This is a genomic window from Burkholderia sp. AU18528, from assembly GCF_002223215.2.
In the GTDB taxonomy this organism is placed as follows: domain Bacteria; phylum Pseudomonadota; class Gammaproteobacteria; order Burkholderiales; family Burkholderiaceae; genus Burkholderia; species Burkholderia semiarida.
The window spans coordinates 521,150-539,638 of the sequence record NZ_NKFC02000006.1 but is presented as its reverse complement, the minus strand read 5'-3'; the positions used below and the strand labels follow the sequence as shown (position 1 = coordinate 539,638).

Here is an 18,489-nt window from a genome sequence, read left to right as displayed (position 1 = left end):
CGGGTGCTCCCGGTGAGGTTGGGTTCAGGCGTGGCTGCGGCCGACGTGGAGATCGCGGAACCGCTCGACCGCGTCGCTCGGCGTGAGGTCGTCGAGCTCGAACAGCGGCCGCACCTCGATCTCGCAATCGAGCTCGGCGCCGAACGGCGCGGGAAACCGGCGCGTCCATTCGAGCGCCTCGTCGCGCGAGCGCACCTGGATCAGCGTATAGCCGGCGATCAGTTCCTTCGTCTCGGCGAACGGGCCGTCGATCACCGTGCCCTTGCCGCCCGCGTAGCGCACGCGCCAGCCATGGGCGCTCGGCCTCAGGCCGTTGGCGTCGAGCAGCACGCCGGCTTTCGCGAGTTCCTCGTGATAGACCGTCATGGCCTCGACCAGCCGGTTGTCCGGCAACGCGTCGGATTCGCTGACGGCGTTCGCCCGGATCATGATCATGAATCGCATCGTTGACTCCTTGTCGTCGGTGGAAGGCGACGCCCGTTCCGCGGCGCCTTACCCGGACGACGGCCGAACGACGGCCGGATCGACACGCGCCACGACAAATCAGGGTAAATACCGAGTCGCGACGCTCACAAGAAGCACGGGCCGACCGCGCGCACCTCGACCGTGCACCATTGCGCGGCCGGGCACTGGCGCGCGATCTCGATCGCTTCCTCTCGCGTGTCGACGTCGACGAGGAAGAAGCCGCCGACCATCTCCTTCGCCTCGGCGAACGGGCCGTCGAGCAGGCGCGTCTCGCCGTCGCGCACCTGCACGCGCGTGCCGCGCTCGGAGCGCTCGAGCGACTCGACGCCGCGCAGCACGCCGCGCGCCTTCAGCGACTCGGCGAACTCGACCATCCGCGCATAGAGCGCCTGACCTTCGTCGAGCGTGCGCTCGGCGCGCTGTTCGGTCGGTTCGACAATCAACAGCATGTAAGACATGGATTTCTCCTGTGGGGGACGGGGCGCGGCGGCCTGCGCCGGGCGAGCGGCACACGACCCGCGGTGCGAAAGCGTAACAGCCGCGGAGCGGCTTGCCGCATCGTTGGCCAACCGGCACTGGCCGGACGGCCATTTCGGCCGCGGCCCGACATTTTGCCTTCAAGATGCGGTCCCGAACTGTCGGATTTTCATCCTGTGGACCGTCTCATGTCACGCCCGATTCCCCTGTTTGCCGTCGTGCTGTTCGTGGTGTTGTCCGTCATGCCGCCCAAGGCGCTCTTCGCCCGGCCGGCCGCCGCCGCGCTGCCCGGCAGCAGCGGCTGCGGCGGCGCCGCCACGGCGATTGTCGAAATCCGGCGCGCGGGCGGCCCGTCGCCGCTCGCCGGGCAAACGGCGTCGATCGAAGCGGTCGTCACCGCGGCGTTCGGCGGCGCCGACGGCCTGGGCGGCTTCTTCGTCCAGCAGGCCGACGCACAACGCCAACACCGGCCGGGCGTCCCGGAAGGCCTGTTCGTCTACGCACCGAACGCGCGCGTGGCGCCCGGCGATCTCGTGCATATCACCGGCAAGATCGACGAGCAATACGGCCGGACGCAACTCACGCTGTCGGGCGGCGTGGCCGTCTGCGCGCGCGGGCAGACGGTCACCCCGGCAGTGCTCACGCTGCCGGTCGCGTCGCCCGCCGTCCTCGCCGCGCACGAAGCCATGCGCGTACGCCTGCCGCAAACGCTGACGGTCAGCGATACCTACGAACTCGGCCGCTACGGCAGCGTCGTGCTGAGCAACGGCCGGCTGCGCGCGCCGACCCAGGTCGCGCCGCCGGCCGACGCCGCCGCGCACGCCGCGGCCAACGCGCTGAACCGCATCGTGCTCGACGACGGTTCGAACCGCCGCGACCCGGCGGTCGTCCGCTATCCGCCGCCCGCACTGAGCGCCGCCAACACGCTGCGCGCGGGCTACACGGTACGCGACGTCGAAGGCGTGCTCGAGCTGCGCTACGGCGCATGGCGGCTGCAACCGGTGGCCGGCGCGGCGCCCGTATTCGAGGCCGCCACGAACCCGCGTACCGCGGCACCGGCCCGGCATCCCGGTGCCGACGTGCGCATCGTGTCGTTCAACGTCTTCAACTATTTCAACGGCGACGGCCACGGCGGCGGATTCGACGCGCCGGCCAACCGCGGCGCGAAAACGCCCGCCGCGTTCGCGCGGCAGGAGGCGAAAATCGTCGCGGCGTTGCGCGCGCTGCGCGCCGACGTGATCGGGCTGATGGAGATCGCGAACAACGGCGACGGCGACGCGAGCGCCATCCGTCGGCTCGCCGCGCAGCTCGGCGACGGCTGGCGCGCGGTCGCCCCCGACACCGCGCGGCTGGGCCGCGATGCGATCGCCGTCGCGCTGCTGTACGACAGCCGCGCGGTCGAGCCGATCGGGCGCGCCGCCACCGTCTCGCTCGGCCGCCGCCACCGCCCGCCGCTCGCGCAGACGTTCCGGCGCATCAACGGCACACGCACGTTCACGGTCGCGGTCAATCACCTGAAGTCGAAAAACTGCCCGCATGCGAGCGGCGTCGATCTCGACCAGTCCGACGGGCAGGGTTGCTGGAATGCGGCGCGCACGCAGGCGGCCGCGCGTCTCGCCGACTGGCTCGCCACCTCGCCGACGGGCAATGCGGCCGGCGGCGTGCTGCTGATCGGCGATCTGAACAGTTATGCGAAGGAAGACCCGATTCGCACGCTCGAAGCGCGCGGCTACACGAACCTCGTCGCCCGCTTCGTCGGCGATGCTGCGTACAGCTACGTATTTCGCGGCGAGGCCGGCAATATCGACCATGCGCTTGCCACGCCGCCCCTCGACGCGCGCGTGAAGGCCGTACGGTTCTGGCACATCAACGCGGACGAACCGGTTGCGCTGCAACCCGTGCCCGATTACAAAACCGCCGCACGGCGGTCGGCTTATTACGCACCCGATGCATACCGCTCGTCGGATCACGATCCCCTCGTCATCGACATCGCGCTGGATCGGGGCGCCGCGCCACCGGCAGCAGGCACGAATCGTGCGCACCGCTCGGGCGTCGAGTAGTACATTTGCATCAGCATCCAGCCTGCAATGGCACTATTTACCTAGGCCCGTGGCGACGCCATATTTACCGGACCTTCACTGCGACCTGCTGCTCGACACGCTGCTTCATCCCGAGACGCGAAATTTTTTCAACCGCTGCGCTGCCCCGCGCGGCGGGCTTTCCCGGCGATCCTGCCGACGAATTGAAAATTTGTCTCGAAACTCAATGGGAGGAAGTGAATCACATGGGTTGCTGGGATTCGTCTTATCTTCAAAATGGGCCTGGAATCAAAGGAGGATAAACACCATGGCGCTTACCGACTCGATCGAACACAAGCTGGACCGCGGCCTGTCCGATATCCGCCGCACCGGCCGGCGCGTGGGCCGCACGACGCGCGCGGCTGCCCGCGATCTGCATGCCGACGTGACCGACGATCTGCGCGGGCTGGTCGATGAACTGGAAGATCTGCTGAAAAACGATGGCGATGGCGATATCGCCGCGCTGCGCAAGCGCGTGCAAGCCCGGCTCGATGAAGCGCGCGGCGCGCTCGACTACGCGTCGGGCAGCGCGGCCGCCCGGCTGCGCGATTCGGCCGAGCGCGTGTCGCAGGTCGTGCACGAGAACCCGTGGCAAACCGCCGGCGTCGTCGCAGGCCTCGCCTTCGTCGCGGGCCTGCTCCTTTCCCGCCGTTGAACGGGGCCGCGTGCACCGCCGCCCGCCCCGCCCGTCATCCATCAGACAACGAAGGAGAATCGCCATGCAGAAGTCCCTCGCCATGAAAGCCGCCGCCGCCGTGATGCTCGGCAGCCTCGCCCTCGCCGGCTGCACGACCACGTCCGACAAACCCGATACCGCCGCGGCCAGCGCGTCCAAGCGTCAATCGATCGACGCCAGCGTGAACGCGACGCTGTCGCGTCTGTATTCGACGGTGCCGGGTTCGCGCGACCTCGTCTCGAAGGCGCGCGGCGTCCTCGTGTTCCCGAACGTGCTGCAGGCCGGCTTCATCGTCGGCGCCCAGTCCGGCAACGGCGCGCTGCGTGTCGGCGGCAGCACCGTCGGCTACTACAACACGTCGTCGCTGTCGGTCGGCCTGCAGGCCGGCGCGCAGTCGAAGGCGGTCGTGTTCCTCTTCATGACGCAGGATGCGCTCGACTCGTTCCGCAAGTCCGACGGCTGGTCGGCCGGCGCCGACGCGTCGGTCGCGGTCGTGAAGGTCGGCGCGAACGGTGCGGTCGACTCCAACACGGCCACCGCCCCGGTGGAAGTGCTGATTCTGACCAATGCAGGCCTGATGGGCGACCTGTCGGTGAACGGCACGAAGGTCACCAAGCTCAACATCTGACGACGCGGCACGCGGCCTCGCGCCGCGTTCGCTTCCCGGCAGCGCCGCGGCCCCGGCCGCGGCGTTTTCGCATGTGCGTCACGCAGCGGCTATGATGGCGGCACCTTTGCGGGCATACTCCGCATGGGCCGCCCCGCGGATGGCCGCGGCGCGTTGCTCCGCGAACCCGTGACGTTCGCGAACCGATCGCGCGCGGGGCAACGAGATTCAATCAAACCACGCATCAATCTGCGCGAATGCACCCATGGATAGCGGACACGATCACCAAAAATTCTTCTATTTCCTGCTGTTCGCGGTTACCGTCGGACTCTGCTGGATCCTCGCGCCGTTCTCCGGCGCCGTCTTCTGGGGCACCATTCTCGCGATCCTGTTCCAGCCCGTGCAGCGCTGGCTGGCCGCGCGCTTCGGCAAGCGCCGCAATCTGGCCGCGCTCGTCACGATGTCGCTGATCATCCTGATCGTGATCCTGCCGCTCGTGTTCGTCACGGCCACGCTCGTGCAGGAAATCGCGTACGTGTACCAGGAGCTCAAGGACGCCCAGCCGAACTATTCGCAGTACTTCCACGACATCATTCACGCGCTGCCGACGTCGATCCAGAACCTGCTGCAGAAATACGGGCTGACCAACATCCCGGGCATCCAGAAGAAGCTGACCGACGGCGCCGCGCAGATCAGCCAGTTCGCGGCCACCCAGGCGCTCAGCATCGGCCAGAACACGTTCCAGTTCGTCGTGAGCTTCGGCGTGATGCTGTACATGGTGTTCTTCCTGCTGCGCGACGGCGGCGAGATCGGCCGCCGCGTGCGGCGCGCGCTGCCGCTCGACGAAGAGCACAAGAACCTGCTGCTCGCGAAATTCACGACCGTCGTGCGCGCGACCGTGAAGGGCAACATCGCGGTCGCGCTCGTGCAGGGCGCGCTCGGCGGCCTGATCTTCTGGATCCTCGGGATCGAGGGCGTCGTGCTGTGGGGCGCGCTGATGGCGTTCCTGTCGCTGTTGCCCGCGATCGGCGCGAGCCTCGTGTGGGTGCCGGCCGCGCTCTACTTCCTGATGATCGGCGCGGTCTGGAAGTGCGTGATCCTCGTCGCGTTCTGCGTCGGCGTGATCGGCCTCGTCGACAACCTGCTGCGCCCGATCCTCGTCGGCAAGGACACGAAGATGCCCGACTGGGTCGTGCTGATCTCGACGCTCGGCGGAATGGCGCTGTTCGGCATCAACGGCTTCGTGATCGGGCCGCTCGTCGCCGCGCTGTTCATGGCGAGCTGGGACATCTACGCCCGCGCCGAACACGGCGAATGACCCGCGTCCGGCCGCCGGCGCTCCGCATGCGGGCGGAGATCGCCGCTCAGGGATGACGGATATGGATCACGACGGGCGCCACGGCGCCCGTTGCTTCATCCGCCGCAATCGTCATCACGCCGCCATACGGGCCGACGCGCTGAACCTGGCCCGGCGCCAGCCGCACGCTTTGCCCGGCGTGCGCATCGCGCCACGTTGCGCGCACCGCCGCGCCGCCGTCCGGCGCGAACGGCGCGCCGTCGGGCCCGACCAGCGCCACCTGCGCGCCGGGCAAGCGCCGGCCATGCGCATCGAACCGGAGTGTGGCCGTTGCCGCGCCGTCGGCCGCCTCTCGCGCGTCGACGAGCACGCCCGCCGGGGCATCGAGCGTCACGTCGTAGAGATCGACGAGCGAGCCGGTGAACCGCACGACGCCATCCGGCGCGGGCTGCCCGGCTGCCATCGCGTTCGACATGGCAGTCGACATCGCGAGTACGATACCGAGCCCGACCACCGTCCTCCGTACGCCCCCGGCGCGCGATGCCGCTGCCGATCCCGACCGCTTCGCGTTGTTCCGCATGTTTCCTCTCCTCTGCCGCGTCACCAGAAAAACAGGCGGCGTGACGCGTCGGTCACGCCGCCTGTCTGCTGGCAATCACTTTAGGGAGAGCGGCCCGGACAATATATGGGACAAGTCCTAAACTGCAGCCGGGTTGATCGAACTCAGTGCAATCGACATCGCCCCGCCGCCCGATGCGAGCGGCGTTGCACGCCCGTTACGCGTCCGGGTCGACCCGCAGCACAAGCTTGCCGCGATGGTCGCCGTCGAACAGCCGGTTCAACACGTCGGGCGCGTTTTCGAGCCCATCGGCCACGGTTTCCTCGGCCTTGAGCCGGCCGTCGCGCAGCCAGCCCGCGAGCGTCTGCACGGCTTCGCGGCTCTTGCGGTAGTCGAGGATCAGGAAGCCGCGCATCGTCAGCCGCTTCGAGATCAGCACGCCGACGTCGTCGGCCGCGCGGCCGCTGTTGTAGTTCGAGATCACGCCGCACAGCGCGACGCGCCCGCCGATCACCATCCGCGACAGCACCGCGCGCATCACCTCGCCGCCGACGTTCTCGAAGTTCACGTGCACGCCGTCCGGCGTCGCCGCCTTCAGTTGCTGGCGGAAATCGTCGGCCTTGTAGTCGACGGCCGCGTCGAAGCCGAGCGTCTCGGTCAGGTAGCGGCACTTGTCCGCGCCGCCCGCGATGCCGACCACCCGCGCGCCGTGGATCTTGCCGATCTGCCCGGCGATCGAGCCGACCGAGCCGGCCGCCGCCGACACGACGAGCGTTTCGCCCGGCTGCACCGGCGCGATGTCGGTCAGCCCGTAGTACGCGGTCAGCCCGCTCATCCCGCACGCGCCGAGCAGCGTCGGCAGCGGCAGGCCCGACTGCGCGGGCAGCTTCACGAGCTGCGCGGCCTGCCCGGCCGGCACGACCGCGTAGTCCTGCCAGCCGACGAGCCCCTGCACGAGATCGCCTTCGGCGAAGCCCGCGTTGCGCGACGCGACCACGCGGCCGATACCGAGCGCGCGCATCACCTCGCCGATCGCGACGGGCGGCAGGTACTGCGGCACGTCGCTCATCCACACGCGGTTGGTCGGGTCCATCGACAGATACAGCACGCGCACGAGCACCTCGCCGTCGGCAAGCGCCGGCACCGGCGTCTCGACGAGCGAAAAATGTTCGCGGCCGACCCGCCCTTCCGGGCGCGTCTTCAGCAGCAGCTGGCGGTTCACGGGTGTCGACATGCTGTTCTCCTCCAATCGTTGTGGTTCGGGATGCGCGTCAGACCGCGCACATGCCGCCGTCGATCACGAGTTCGGCGGCCGTCACGAAGCGGCTCTCGTCGGACGCGAGATAGACGGCCGCATGCGCGACGTCGTCCGGCTCGCCGAGCCGGCGCAGCGGAATGCCGCGCGCGAGCTTGCGCGTCGCGTCGCGTTCGCCGAGCGACTGGAACAGCGGCTCGACGATCCCCGTGCGGATGAACGCCGGGTGAATCGAATTGCAGCGCACGTCGATCTCGCGGCGCGCGCAGTCGATCGCGACCGATTTCGTCAGCGACGCGACCGCCGCCTTCGACGCGTTGTACGCGGTGAAATCCGGTTCGACCTTGAACGCGGCGACCGACGAGATGTTGATGATCGACGCCGGGTGGCTCTCGGCCAGATACGACAGCGCATGCTTGCAGCCGAGCACGATGCTCTCGACGTTGATCGCCATCACGCGCCGCCATTCGTCCAGCTCGATTTGCGCGGGCGAGCCGATCGAGCCGACGCCCGCGTTGTTGACCAGCACCGACAGCCCGCCCATCGCATCGACCGCCTGCGTGAGCAGCGCCTGCCAGCGCGCTTCGTCGCGCACGTCCTGGGTCGCGGCGAACGCGACCGGCGTCTCATGGCCCGCGTTGAGTTCCTGCGCGAACGCATCGAGCACCACCGCTTCCGCGATGTCGGTGACGAACACGCGCGCGCCGTGCTCGACCATCCGGCGCGCGATCGCGCGGCCGAGGCCGCCCGCAGCGCCCGTGATGTATGCGCACTTGCCGGCGAGGCGCGGGGAAACGATTGTCATGGGCCTGCTCCTGTCGTGAATCGTCGTCGCGGAACGCTGCCGCGACGGGGTTTTCGTGCCTGCCGGGCCGCCGCCGGCCGACGTGCGTCGGTTACCGGTACGCCGGCATGACGGCGCACCGCACGTTTGCGCGAGTATATCGAGATAAGCGCGACGCACGCCGGACCGGCCCGGCACGACAGCCAGCGTACGCGAACGCGGCCGATCGATGAAATGAATATTCGTGATGCCCGGTCATAAGCGCCGTTCATGGCTGGCGCGTCGCCGCGCCGATGCGCGAAGCGGCGGGCGCGGCCGGACGCGCGCACGAGCCGTGCCAGTCGATTATCGGCATGACGGGCGTTGGGTTGCGCATCAAGGAGAACGCAATCGGGAAGATGAACCGGCGGCGAGGCATCGTGCCCCCGCCGGAAAGCGCCGGACGAACGCCGGCGGCAAGAAAGCGGCGCCGAAGCGCCCGCCGTGGCCCGAAAGTCAGAAGCCGTCGCCCGACGGCGCGCGCACGAACGCGCAGAGCTGCGGCGAATGCGTGTCGATCATCTGCTGGAACGGCGCACGGTGCCCGTACGCGATACCCGACACGAGCAACAAGCAGACCGCCGCGACGCGCGGCGAGAACGTGCGCTGCCGCGCGCCGTCGTAGCCGCGCAGGAACACCAGCGCGACCAGCGCGCCGAGCATCCAGCCGACGACGACTTCCGGCACGGTATGCGAGTGATCGAACACGCGCGCGACGGCCGTGAGCGCGCCGACGGCCAGCCCGGCCGCGATGCCCGGCGCCTTGCCCGGCCGGAACGCTTGCCACAGCATCGACAGCGCGACCGTCCACACGGACGTCGACAGCATCGTGTGGCCGCTGATCACGCGGAAATCGAACTGCGCGAGCTCGATGCCGCATCCGGCGTACAGGATCTTCGTGGCGCCGACGAGCCCCATGCCGGCGGCCAGCAGCAGGCCCCAGCGGGCGGCGAGTCGCCAGTCGGTCAGCGCGAGCCACGCCGCGCAGGTCAATGCGATCGGCAAGGTCAGCGCGGCATCGCCGATGTTGCTGATTTCACTCCACATGACGGACTTCGGAGACGAACGAAAGGCCGCAGTTTACCGCATGCGCGCAGCGCACCTGTGTCAGCCTGTGACAGGCTGTATCAGCCCGCGACACCGGTAATCAACAGCAGGTTCGTGCCGGTGATCACGGCGAACAGCGCCCATGCGAGCACCTGCATCCCGCGGCCGATCGCGTGTTCGCCCATCGTGCGGCGATCGCTGACCGAGCGGATCAGCGGCCACATCGCGAACGGCAACTGCAGGCTCAGCAGCACCTGGCTCCAGACGAGCAGTTGCCCGACCGAGCCGTCGCCGAGCCACAGCACGCCGATCAGCGCCGGCACGAGCGCGAGCCCGCGCGTGATCAACCGGCGCTGGTAGCACGGGATCTTCGTATGGAGGAAACCGTCCATGATCACCTGGCCGGCGATCGTGCCGGTCAGCGTCGAGCTCTGCCCCGACGCGAGCAGCGCGATGCCGAACAGCAGCGCGGCCGCGCCGCCCGCGATCGGCGTGATCAGCCGGTATGCCTGCTCGATGTCGGTCACGTTGTGCTGGCCCGTCGCATGGAATGCCGCGCCCGCGACGACGAGGATCGCCGCGTTGACGAGCATCGCGACGAACAGCGACACGCAGGTATCGATGCGCACGAGCGCGAGCGTGTCGCGGATCACGCCGCGCGTGCCGCCGACGACGTGCCGCGTCTGCACGACCGACGAATGCAGGTACAGGTTGTGCGGCATGATCGTCGCGCCGACGATGCCGAGCGCGAGCACGATCGCATCCTTGCGGTCGTGGCCGGGATCGCCCGGCACGAGCCCGCCCACCACCGCATGCCAGTCGGGCGGCGTGATCGCCACCTGCGCGACGAAGCAGAACGCCATCGTCGCGATCAGCCCGAGCACGATCGCCTCGATCTGCCGGAACCCCTTGCCCTGCAGGCCGAGCACGATCACGGTGTCGAGCGCGGTCAGCACGACGCCCCACGCGAGCGGCACGCCGAGCAGCAGCTTGAACGCGAGCGCGCAGCCGAGCACTTCCGCGATGTCGCACGCGATGATCGACACTTCGGCGGTCATCCACTGCACGACGCGGCCGAACCGGCCGTAGCGGTCGTAGCTCGCCTGCGCGAGATCCTTGCCCGCGACGAGGCCGAGCCGCGCCGCGAGCATCTGCAGGAAGATCGCCGCGATGCTCGAGAACGCGACGACCCACAGCAGCGAATAGCCGAACTGCGAGCCGGCCTGGATATCGGTCGCCCAGTTGCCGGGATCCATGTAGCCGATCGCGACCAGCAAGCCGGGGCCGAAGAAACGCCTGAGCTTCTGCCAGCGCGGTGCGGCGGCGTCGATCGTGATGCTGCCCTTTACTTCCGACGGGCAGAAAGGGGCGGTGGCGGTAGAGGGGAGGAAGGGCATGGAAACCGGGAATCGAGGTCGCGACACGACGATTCTACGGGTATCCGTCCCGTTTTCCCGCGCGCGGTCGCGCACGCGTCGCAATTCGCCCCGTCGCCGTCGCAACACGCGGCGGCGTGCCCGTCATACGAAACGGGCGACGCCGCGCGGTGCGCGAGAATTTTTTCCCGCTCGGCGACGCGATATTCGGTCGGCGACATCAGCAGGCGCTGGCGAAACAGCTTCGCGAGCCGCTCGCCGCTGCCGAACCCCGTGCGCCGCGCGACCTTGTCGGCCGGCAGCGTCGTATGGATCAGCATGTGGCACGCCCGTTCGAGCCGCACGTGCTGGACGAACTCGGTCGGCGTCACGCCGATTTCCTTCTTGAAGCGCCGCAGGAAATTGCGCTCGCTCATCGCGGCCGCCTGCGCGGCGTCCGCGACCGAGATGCGGTTCACGCTCTGCGCGCGCAACCGCTGCGCGGACATCCGGATCGACGGGCTCGCGCTCAGTTCGCGGAACGCCCACATCGACTGCACGTAGCGCTGCTCGACCGGCCGCGCCATGTTGCTGGCGATTTCCTGCGCGGCGCCGTCGCCGAGGTCGGCGCGGAACATGTCGAGCGCGGCGGCGAACACGTCGGTCTCGCCGGCCGGCGATTCGATCGTCGTGGTAACGCGGTGCCCGGCCCTGCCCGGCCGCCCGTCGATCGACGCCGGCGGCCGCCGCGTGGCGGCGAGCGCGGGCAGATCCATCGCGTCGACGATCCAGCGCGCCTGCTGGCGAATGTCGGCCAGGCGCCGCTGCAATGCGTCGTCCCAGTTGACGGCCGCGCGCTCGCCATGAAGATGAAAGAACGCGAGCGCACGGCGGCTGTGTTCGTCGCCGAGCGGATCGGCCGCGATTCTCACGCCGGACGACGACTGCAACAGTCCCCCGCTTTCGGATACGTACTTGAGCTGGTAATCCACGCCGTACCCATGCAGGCGATTCGCCAGGTTGAAGGCCTCGCCAAGACGCGCGGCCTGGGCCAACGAAAACCCCGTGCTCAAATAGATGATGACCCACCGCTGATCTGCTGCATTCACTGGCCAAGCCCCCGACTTGTTCGACTTCTTCTAATACCGTCGAACTGTCAGGCTTATATTTGGTTTGAATGCGTGCGACAGGACGGCTATCCCGAAATATGAAGCGACGGCATCTTAGCCGAACGGGTAGCGCCTTTGGCGCGAAATGGCCGACGGGGACAGCATGATGGCGGATTACTACAGGCTGCCGCGCGCCGCTGGTATGCCGACACTGAAACGCGTATGCGATGCGGCCGATTATTGCAGCCGCCATGTTCAATGACGAGTGTGTCCGATGGCGTCGTGCATCGGCAAAGCGAACGCTCGCGTATCGGCGCGAACGGCATCGACGTGCATCGAACGCGTGCGATCGCGTCGCACGCCGACGGGCGCATCCGTTGCCCGCGCATCCGTTGGAATCGATCGGTCCTTCACCACGCCGCCCGCGCGCCGCACGTCACGCAACCGGCCGTCACGCATGCGCTCAACCCGCTGCGCGCGCATGTCGACGATCCATTCCCGCTGCTCGCGTACTGGCACGAGTCACGCGACACCGACCGAGCGCATCAGCGGGTGCGCGAACGCATCGTCGCGCGCGTGCGCGGCAGCGCCGGCATCGCCGACGCGTCGCGCGCTGCGCACGCGCGCTCGACCGGGAAGGTATGCTGGCGGCTGCACGCCACCACACGGCGCCTTCTTTCCTCGATCCGCTTACCGGAGACTTGCCATGTCGCTCATCCACGCCGCCGCCGTCCTCGATGCCGACGCACCCGACTACGTCGTCCAGTTGCAGGCCGGCACGCATGCGCTGACCGGCGACGAGGCACCGCGCGAAGGCGGCCAGGATCGCGGGCCGGCGCCGTACGAGTTCGTCCTGGCCGGGCTCGCGCAATGCACGGCCGCGACGCTGCGCATGTACATGCAGCGCAAGACGTGGCCGGCCGCGCGCATCGCGGTGCGCACCGAGCTGCATGCCGATCGCGAAGGCGTGCAGTACGTGCGCCGCGTCGTGACGCTCGACGGCCCGCTCGACGACGCGCAACGCCAGCGTCTCGCGGAGATCTGCGAGAAAACCCCCGTGACGCAGTTCATCAAGCGCGGCACGCGGATCGAGACGACGTTGAACTGACGCACTGACGCACCGACGCACGCCGCAGGCACTCACGCACGGCGCTCGAACGCTTGAAAAACGGAACGGGCGGGCCGCGCATCCAGCGCGACCCGCCCGTTCGTCGATCCCGCCCGACGCTTACAGTCCGAGCGCGGACAGATCCAGCTTGCCATCCTTCATCGGCGGGCACCAGAAATACGCGCCCGTCAGCGGCCGCGTGAAGCGGAACAGGCCGTCGACGATGCCGTCTTCCGCGCCGCTCATCCGGCGCATCTGCACGTCGAATGCGCGGAACGAGCAGCCGAACGCGACGAAATAGAGGCCCGCCCGGCGCGTGTCCGACCACGGCGACGAACGGCGCAGCATGAACGCCTCGGGCGCGAAGCTTTCCTGCGCGGTGCGCTTCACGTGCGCGAATTCGGGCGCGTCGTCGAGTTCCTCGTTGTCCGAACGGCGGCGCCCGATGATGTCGTCCATCTCGCCCGACGGGATGCGCTCCATCTGGTCGAAGTCGTGCACCCACTGCTGCACCGCGACGAAGCTCGAGCCGTCGAGCCCCGCGCCCTGCCCCGTCACGATCGCCGCGGCCACCGCGTCATCGCCTTCCGGATTCTCGGTGCCGTCCTCGTAGCCGGACAGGTCGCGATCGTTCGAATAGCGGAAGCCGTCGACGGCGTCCTGCAGCACGAACGCCGGCGCCAGCGCGCGTTCGATCGCCCGCGCGCGCAGCACGATCTCGCCGCGGTCGTCCGAGCGCAGCCACACCCACACGTCGGCCGGCGTGATCGGCAGCGTGCGGTCGTTCACGGAGAACGCGGGGTACCCGGTGAGTCCCGGCACCGGGTGCCCGAGATAGGCAGCCAGCGCGTGCCCGAAGCCGACGACCGTGTCGCGTCCGTCGGCGATCTCGCGCAGCGCGGCCAGCGCCGCCGCGATATTGCCGTCATTCGACATCGTGAAAGTGAGGTATCGGGCCGCCGTATCGATCGGAGCCAGGATGCCTTGCTGAACGTCGCTCATCGTTTCCTCGGGAATGGTTCGGAGTGAATCTGTGCGGGCCGCATCGTCGCGCGCCGCGGACGCGCAAGTGTAATCGATGCGCCTGCCGGCCCCGTGCCCGCCATCGCGCAACGTACGCGAAAAGGGGCCAAAACCCCGAATACTAACCGTATCGACGCCGCAACGCCGCATTCGTCAGACGTTGCGGCGCGCGCGACACTCCTGATAAAATCGCGACACGTCTTTTTTCGGCGTCCTTTCAACCGTTCACTTCAGGGAGGTGCAGATGTTCCGAATGCCAGCAACCTTCCCGAACGTGGTCCCACGGCGCAGCTGATCCAGCCCGCCGTCCGCGCCGGCTCCCGAGTTTTCCGCTAACCCGTCAGCCGCGCTTTTCCCGACAGCCCGTTTCGTTCCGCCCGCGTGTTTCGCGCGGCCCGGCTGTTGCGTTTTCGACGTTCTCCGAACCGGAAAGTCCCGTCGCGCGATGCGCCGGGCAACGATACATGACCAGAAAAACCTCCCATCTGGGCGGCCACGCATTCCAGGCCGTCTTCGGCTTCACCGTCCGTTACTGGCGCAAGCAGCCGGCGCGCATCGCCGCGGTCGCGAGCCTCGCGCTGCTCGCCGCGCTCGCCGACGTCCTCACGCCGCTGTTCGCCGGCCGCCTCGTCGACGCGCTGTCGGCCGGCCTGACCGACCGCGCCGCCGCGTGGCATTCGGCCCTCGCCGCGTTCGGCACGCTGGCCGCGCTCGGCATCGGCGCGACCGTGCTGCGCCAGGGCGTCTACCTGAACATCATCACGCTCACGCTGAAGATGATGAGCGAGATCGCCGCCGCGTCGTTCCACCGCGTGCAGCGCTTCTCCACCGACTGGCACGCGAACAGCTTCGCAGGCTCGACCGTACGCAAGATCACGCGCGGGATCTGGGCGCTCGACCTGCTCAACGACACCGTGCTGATCGCGCTGCTGCCGTCGGTCACGATGCTGGTCGGCGCGACCGTGCTGCTCGGCACGCACTGGCCCGTGATGGGGCTCGTCGTCGGCGCGGGGTCGCTGCTGTACATCGCGGTGACGGTGGCGGTGTCGCTCGGTATCGTCGCGCCGGCCGCCCGGCTCGGCAACCTGTGGGATACGCGCATGGGCGGCGCGCTCGCCGACGCCGTGAGCTGCAACGCGGTCGTCAAGGCGTTCGGCGCGGAAACGCGCGAGGAAGCGCGGCTCGCGCGCGTGATCGGCAAGTGGCGGCAGCGCACGCGCCGCACGTGGGTGCGCGGCACGTTCAACGGCGGGCTGCAGGGTGCGATGCTCGTCGCGATGCAGGCCGCGATGATCGGCGTCGCGCTGCGGCTGTGGATGAACAATGAAGCGAGCGTCGGCGACATCGCGTTCGCGCTGACGATGTTCTTCATGCTGCAGGGCTATCTGCGCGACGTCGGCATGCACATCCGCAACCTGCAGCGCTCGGTGAACGACATGGAAGAACTCGTCGCGCTCGAACGCCAGCCGCTCGGCATCGACGATCGCCCCGGCGCGCCGGCCATCCGCATCGATCGGGGCGAGATCCGCTTCGAGCACGTGACGTTCCGCTACGGCAACCATCCGGTGCCGCTGTACGACGATTTCTCGATGCGGATCGCACCCGGCGAACGCGTGGGCCTCGTCGGCCATTCGGGGTCGGGCAAGACGACGTTCATCAAGCTGATCCAGCGCCTGTACGACGTGTCGGGCGGCCGCATCACGATCGACGGCCAGGACATCGCGCAGGTGCGGCAGGATTCGCTGCGCAGCCAGATCGCGATCGTCCAGCAGGAGCCCGTGCTGTTCCACCGCACGCTCGCGGAGAACATCGCGTATGCACGCCCCGGCGCGAGCCGCGCCGACATCGAGCGCGCCGCGCGGCTGGCCAGCGCGCACGACTTCATCGCCGCGCTGCCGGACGGCTACGACACGCTCGTCGGCGAACGCGGGATCAAGCTGTCGGGCGGCGAGCGCCAGCGCGTCGCGATCGCGCGCGCGTTCCTCGCCGATGCGCCGATCCTGATCCTCGACGAAGCGACGTCGAGCCTCGACAGCGAAAGCGAGCTGCTGATCCAGCAGGCGATGGAGCGGCTGATGGTCGGCCGCACGACGCTCGTCGTCGCGCACCGGCTGTCGACCGTGCGCGCGCTCGACCGGCTGCTGGTGCTCGATCGCGGCAAGGTGATCGAGGAAGGCAACCACGATGCGCTGATCCGCATCGACGGCGGCATCTACCGCCGGCTGTTCGAGCGGCAGGCGCTGGAGCTGGCGAAGGGGCTCGCCGATTCGCCGCGCCGCATGGTGGATCGCGACGCCGGGCCGCTGGGCGAACCGGTGGAGGCTTGACGCCGGCGCGTCGCGATGCGGCCCGGCGGCGCGGTCATCGCCGCCGGGCCGTGTCGTCGGCAATCGGTTCCGATTCGAGGCCGTGCCACGCGCACGGCCTTTTTCGTGCTCGCGGATCTTGCGCGGCGGCACCGGGCCGCGCGCCGCGTCCGCCGCCAGGATCACTTATCATGTCGGCCAGGCAATTCGCGACGAAAGGCAGACCATGTTTACAGGCATTGTTCAGGGTGTTGGCACCATCAACGCCATCAAGGATCACGGCGAGCTGAGGACGTTCAGCATCGAATTCCCCGAGCGCTTCACCGACGACATCGAGATCGGCGCGAGCGTGTCGGTCGATGGCGTGTGCCTGACGGTGACGACCATCCATTCGCCGGCGCTGATCGACTTCGACGTGATGCTGCCGAGCCTGCGGATCACGACGCTCGCCGGCCTTACGACCGGCGCGCGGGTCAACGTCGAGCGGGCCGCGAAGGACGGCGCGGAGATCGGCGGGCATCCGCTGTCCGGTCATGTCGATTTCACGGGGACCATCGCGCACATCGCGTCGTCCGAGCACAACCGGATGATCCGCATCGGCGTGCCGGCCGAATTCAAGCGCTACGTGTTCGCGAAGGGCTATATCGCGATCAACGGCTGCAGCCTGACCGTGTCGGACGTCAATCGCGACGAAGGCTGGTTCGACGTCTGGCTGATTCCGGAAACGCGCCGCGCGACCACGTTCGATGCGAAGGGCGTGCGCGACAAGGTCAACATCGAGATCGAGCGCAGCACGCAGGTCGTCGTGGATACGATTCGCGAGTCGGTCAAGGAAACGCTCGGCGAATTGAATGGCATCGTCACCGCGCTGCTCGCGGAAAAAGGCATCGATATCGAGGAACTGCTGGCGCGTAACGTCGCGCGGCTGCCGAAGCAGTAAGCGCGATGCCCGCGTGCCAGGTGATCCGCCGGATCACCGGGTACGGGATATCGCATCGCGCCGCGACGATCGAACGACATCGGCCGCGGCCGCCCGTCACTCCGCCTCCCCCCGCGCCCCCTTCCCCACCGCCACGCGCTGCGCGCGATAAATCCCCGCGTGCCCGGAAAACAGATACGCGACGACACAGGCGACGATCGCATACACGCCGATATCCGCGCCGAACAGTTCGATCGCCATGATCGTCGACGCGATCGGTGTGTTCGCGGCGCCCGCGAACACCGCGACGAAGCCGAGCCCCGCGAGCACGGGTACCGGCAGCGCCAGCACCTGGCCGAGCGCATTGCCGAGCGTCGCGCCGATGTAGAACAGCGGCGTCACCTCGCCGCCCTTGAACCCGGACGCAAGCGTGACGACGGTGAACGCGAACTTGCCCGCGAAATCGTAAAGCGGCAGCGGGCCGTGAAACGCGGCCTCGATCGTCGGGATACCGAGGCCGAGATACTGCGGCACGTTTAGCACGGTCGCGGCCACCGCGACCAGCAGGCCGCCGAGCACCGGCTGCAGCGGCGCATGGCGGATCACGCGGCGAAACCACGCGGTCAGCGCATGCGTCGCAAACGCGAACAGCCGCCCGACCACGCCGAACGCGATGCCCGCGACGACCGTCACGGCGAGCCCGGTCACGGTGACGGCCGGCACGAACGGCATCGCATAGGCCGTGTGATGGACGCCCCACGCGCGGCACACGACATCCGCGACGATCGCCGACGCGACGCAGGTCAGCAGCGCGTCGTAGCGCAGGCGTCCGATCGCGAGCACCTCGAGCCCGAACACGGCGCCCGCGAGCGGCGTGCCGAACACCGACGCGAAGCCGGCCGCGATGCCGCCCATCAGCAGCACGCGGCGATGCTCGCGATCGAGACGAAATACGTGCGTGATGCGATCGGCGAGCGCGCCGCCCATCTGCACGGCCGTGCCCTCGCGGCCGGCCGAGCCGCCGAACAGGTGCGTGACGACGGTCGCGACGAGCACGAGCGGCGCCATCCGCTTCGGCACGAGCGCCTTCGGGTCGTGAATCTCGTCGATCAGCAGGTTGTTGCCGCGCGCGACCGACTGGCCGAATCGATGGTAGACCCAGCCGGTGGCGAAGCCGGCGGCCGGCAGCCCCCACAGCAGCCACGGATGGGCGACGCGCGTACCGGTCGCCCAGTCGAGCGCGATCAGGAACAGCGCGGAAGCCGTGCCGGCGAGCGCGCCGAGCAGGGCCGAAAGCGCGAGCCAGCGGCACACGTAGCGCACGGTCGCGAAAAAATCGGCAGAAGTCGTGAAAAACATGATTTCCCAGATTCGACGGAACATCA

Annotated in this window: 18 protein-coding genes; 7 read left to right on the top strand and 11 right to left on the bottom strand. The window is 68.7% G+C overall.

Annotation, left to right across the window (positions count from 1 at the left end; translation table 11 throughout):
* Positions 1–24: 24 nt before the first annotated feature.
* Together CFB52_RS19220 and CFB52_RS19215 are read right to left on the bottom strand one after the other, a co-directional pair.
* On the bottom strand, positions 25–444 hold the full coding sequence (locus CFB52_RS19220; protein WP_059573773.1) for a YciI family protein: 420 nt from the start codon (positions 442–444) through the stop codon (positions 25–27).
* A gap of 125 nt (positions 445–569) precedes the next feature.
* Positions 570–923 carry a YciI family protein gene (locus CFB52_RS19215; protein WP_059573772.1) on the bottom strand — a complete coding sequence of 118 codons (354 nt, stop codon included), beginning with the start codon at positions 921–923 and terminating at the stop codon, positions 570–572.
* Between the two features lie 207 nt (positions 924–1,130).
* On the opposite strand from CFB52_RS19215, the gene CFB52_RS19210 reads away from it, so the two are divergent.
* The 4 genes from CFB52_RS19210 to CFB52_RS19195 all read left to right on the top strand — a co-directional run bounded on the left by CFB52_RS19210 (position 1,131) and on the right by CFB52_RS19195 (position 5,621).
* On the top strand, positions 1,131–3,002 hold the full coding sequence (locus tag CFB52_RS19210; RefSeq protein WP_099317206.1) for an ExeM/NucH family extracellular endonuclease: 1,872 nt from the start codon (positions 1,131–1,133) through the stop codon (positions 3,000–3,002).
* Between the two features lie 286 nt (positions 3,003–3,288).
* Positions 3,289–3,675 carry a YqjD family protein gene (locus CFB52_RS19205; protein ID WP_059573770.1) on the top strand — a complete coding sequence of 129 codons (387 nt, stop codon included), beginning with the start codon at positions 3,289–3,291 and terminating at the stop codon, positions 3,673–3,675.
* A 64-nt stretch (positions 3,676–3,739) separates the two neighbouring features.
* The gene (locus tag CFB52_RS19200; RefSeq protein WP_059573769.1) at positions 3,740–4,324 is read left to right on the top strand and encodes a YSC84-related protein; all 585 of its coding nucleotides are present in this window, start codon (positions 3,740–3,742) and stop codon (positions 4,322–4,324) included.
* Positions 4,325–4,568: 244 nt separating this feature from the next.
* Positions 4,569–5,621 (top strand): AI-2E family transporter, encoded by a 1,053-nt coding sequence (locus CFB52_RS19195; protein ID WP_059573768.1) that lies wholly within the window; start codon positions 4,569–4,571, stop codon positions 5,619–5,621.
* 46 nt (positions 5,622–5,667) lie between these two features.
* Here the strand turns inward: CFB52_RS19195 and CFB52_RS19190 are convergent, their stop codons facing one another.
* The 7 genes from CFB52_RS19190 to CFB52_RS35310 all read right to left on the bottom strand — a co-directional run bounded on the left by CFB52_RS19190 (position 5,668) and on the right by CFB52_RS35310 (position 12,231).
* A complete protein-coding gene (locus tag CFB52_RS19190) occupies positions 5,668–6,180 on the bottom strand; it encodes a thioesterase (RefSeq protein ID WP_099317205.1) in 513 nt (170 codons plus the stop codon).
* Positions 6,181–6,376: 196 nt separating this feature from the next.
* The gene (locus tag CFB52_RS19185) at positions 6,377–7,393 is read right to left on the bottom strand and encodes an NADP-dependent oxidoreductase (protein WP_099317877.1); all 1,017 of its coding nucleotides are present in this window, start codon (positions 7,391–7,393) and stop codon (positions 6,377–6,379) included.
* A gap of 37 nt (positions 7,394–7,430) precedes the next feature.
* A complete protein-coding gene (locus tag CFB52_RS19180) occupies positions 7,431–8,219 on the bottom strand; it encodes an SDR family oxidoreductase (RefSeq protein ID WP_059573766.1) in 789 nt (262 codons plus the stop codon).
* Between the two features lie 474 nt (positions 8,220–8,693).
* Positions 8,694–9,284, bottom strand: a complete 591-nt coding sequence (locus tag CFB52_RS19170; protein WP_099317204.1) for a phosphatase PAP2 family protein — start codon at positions 9,282–9,284, stop codon at positions 8,694–8,696.
* An 80-nt stretch (positions 9,285–9,364) separates the two neighbouring features.
* Complete coding sequence (locus CFB52_RS19165) at positions 9,365–10,681, bottom strand: Nramp family divalent metal transporter (RefSeq protein WP_060967797.1); 1,317 nt, start codon at positions 10,679–10,681, stop codon at positions 9,365–9,367.
* Positions 10,630–11,694 (bottom strand): helix-turn-helix domain-containing protein, encoded by a 1,065-nt coding sequence (locus CFB52_RS19160; RefSeq protein WP_099317203.1) that lies wholly within the window; start codon positions 11,692–11,694, stop codon positions 10,630–10,632. Before CFB52_RS19160 ends, CFB52_RS19165 begins: the two co-directional genes overlap by 52 nt.
* A gap of 309 nt (positions 11,695–12,003) precedes the next feature.
* Positions 12,004–12,231, bottom strand: a complete 228-nt coding sequence (locus CFB52_RS35310; protein ID WP_143328749.1) for a hypothetical protein — start codon at positions 12,229–12,231, stop codon at positions 12,004–12,006.
* Between the two features lie 223 nt (positions 12,232–12,454).
* Here CFB52_RS35310 and CFB52_RS19145 point away from each other — a divergent pair, with 223 nt between their 5' ends.
* Positions 12,455–12,856, top strand: a complete 402-nt coding sequence (locus tag CFB52_RS19145) for an OsmC family protein (protein WP_006487795.1) — start codon at positions 12,455–12,457, stop codon at positions 12,854–12,856.
* A 120-nt stretch (positions 12,857–12,976) separates the two neighbouring features.
* Here CFB52_RS19145 and CFB52_RS19140 read toward each other — a convergent pair whose 3' ends face one another.
* Positions 12,977–13,858, bottom strand: coding sequence for a Dyp-type peroxidase (locus CFB52_RS19140; protein ID WP_099317202.1), 882 nt, complete (start codon positions 13,856–13,858; stop codon positions 12,977–12,979).
* A gap of 485 nt (positions 13,859–14,343) precedes the next feature.
* Between CFB52_RS19140 and CFB52_RS19130 the strand changes: the two genes are divergently transcribed.
* Together CFB52_RS19130 and CFB52_RS19125 are read left to right on the top strand one after the other, a co-directional pair.
* Entirely contained in the window at positions 14,344–16,206 is a 1,863-nt protein-coding gene (locus CFB52_RS19130; RefSeq protein WP_060311378.1) for an ABC transporter ATP-binding protein, read from the top strand.
* Positions 16,207–16,411: 205 nt separating this feature from the next.
* A complete protein-coding gene (locus CFB52_RS19125; RefSeq protein ID WP_099317876.1) occupies positions 16,412–17,125 on the top strand; it encodes a riboflavin synthase subunit alpha in 714 nt (237 codons plus the stop codon).
* A gap of 96 nt (positions 17,126–17,221) precedes the next feature.
* Here CFB52_RS19125 and CFB52_RS19120 read toward each other — a convergent pair whose 3' ends face one another.
* Positions 17,222–18,463 carry a voltage-gated chloride channel family protein gene (locus tag CFB52_RS19120; RefSeq protein WP_099317201.1) on the bottom strand — a complete coding sequence of 414 codons (1,242 nt, stop codon included), beginning with the start codon at positions 18,461–18,463 and terminating at the stop codon, positions 17,222–17,224.
* Between the last annotated feature and the right edge of the window lie 26 nt (positions 18,464–18,489).

Excerpts from the sequence above, each read along its gene's own strand:
- CFB52_RS19195 (WP_059573768.1), top strand. The coding sequence starts at position 4,569 with ATGGATAGCGGACACGATCACCAAAAATTCTTCTATTTCCTGCTGTTC.
- CFB52_RS35310 (WP_143328749.1), bottom strand. The coding sequence starts at position 12,231 with ATGCGCGCGCAGCGGGTTGAGCGCATGCGTGACGGCCGGTTGCGTGAC.
- CFB52_RS19125 (WP_099317876.1), top strand. The coding sequence starts at position 16,412 with ATGTTTACAGGCATTGTTCAGGGTGTTGGCACCATCAACGCCATCAAG.
- CFB52_RS19220 (WP_059573773.1), bottom strand. The coding sequence starts at position 444 with ATGCGATTCATGATCATGATCCGGGCGAACGCCGTCAGCGAATCCGAC.
- CFB52_RS19205 (WP_059573770.1), top strand. The coding sequence starts at position 3,289 with ATGGCGCTTACCGACTCGATCGAACACAAGCTGGACCGCGGCCTGTCC.
- CFB52_RS19200 (WP_059573769.1), top strand. The coding sequence starts at position 3,740 with ATGCAGAAGTCCCTCGCCATGAAAGCCGCCGCCGCCGTGATGCTCGGC.
- CFB52_RS19145 (WP_006487795.1), top strand. The coding sequence starts at position 12,455 with ATGTCGCTCATCCACGCCGCCGCCGTCCTCGATGCCGACGCACCCGAC.
- CFB52_RS19165 (WP_060967797.1), bottom strand. The coding sequence starts at position 10,681 with ATGCCCTTCCTCCCCTCTACCGCCACCGCCCCTTTCTGCCCGTCGGAA.
- CFB52_RS19140 (WP_099317202.1), bottom strand. The coding sequence starts at position 13,858 with ATGAGCGACGTTCAGCAAGGCATCCTGGCTCCGATCGATACGGCGGCC.
- CFB52_RS19190 (WP_099317205.1), bottom strand. The coding sequence starts at position 6,180 with ATGCGGAACAACGCGAAGCGGTCGGGATCGGCAGCGGCATCGCGCGCC.
- CFB52_RS19120 (WP_099317201.1), bottom strand. The coding sequence starts at position 18,463 with ATGTTTTTCACGACTTCTGCCGATTTTTTCGCGACCGTGCGCTACGTG.
- CFB52_RS19130 (WP_060311378.1), top strand. The coding sequence starts at position 14,344 with ATGACCAGAAAAACCTCCCATCTGGGCGGCCACGCATTCCAGGCCGTC.
- CFB52_RS19170 (WP_099317204.1), bottom strand. The coding sequence starts at position 9,284 with ATGTGGAGTGAAATCAGCAACATCGGCGATGCCGCGCTGACCTTGCCG.
- CFB52_RS19185 (WP_099317877.1), bottom strand. The coding sequence starts at position 7,393 with ATGTCGACACCCGTGAACCGCCAGCTGCTGCTGAAGACGCGCCCGGAA.
- CFB52_RS19210 (WP_099317206.1), top strand. The coding sequence starts at position 1,131 with ATGTCACGCCCGATTCCCCTGTTTGCCGTCGTGCTGTTCGTGGTGTTG.
- CFB52_RS19180 (WP_059573766.1), bottom strand. The coding sequence starts at position 8,219 with ATGACAATCGTTTCCCCGCGCCTCGCCGGCAAGTGCGCATACATCACG.
- CFB52_RS19215 (WP_059573772.1), bottom strand. The coding sequence starts at position 923 with ATGTCTTACATGCTGTTGATTGTCGAACCGACCGAACAGCGCGCCGAG.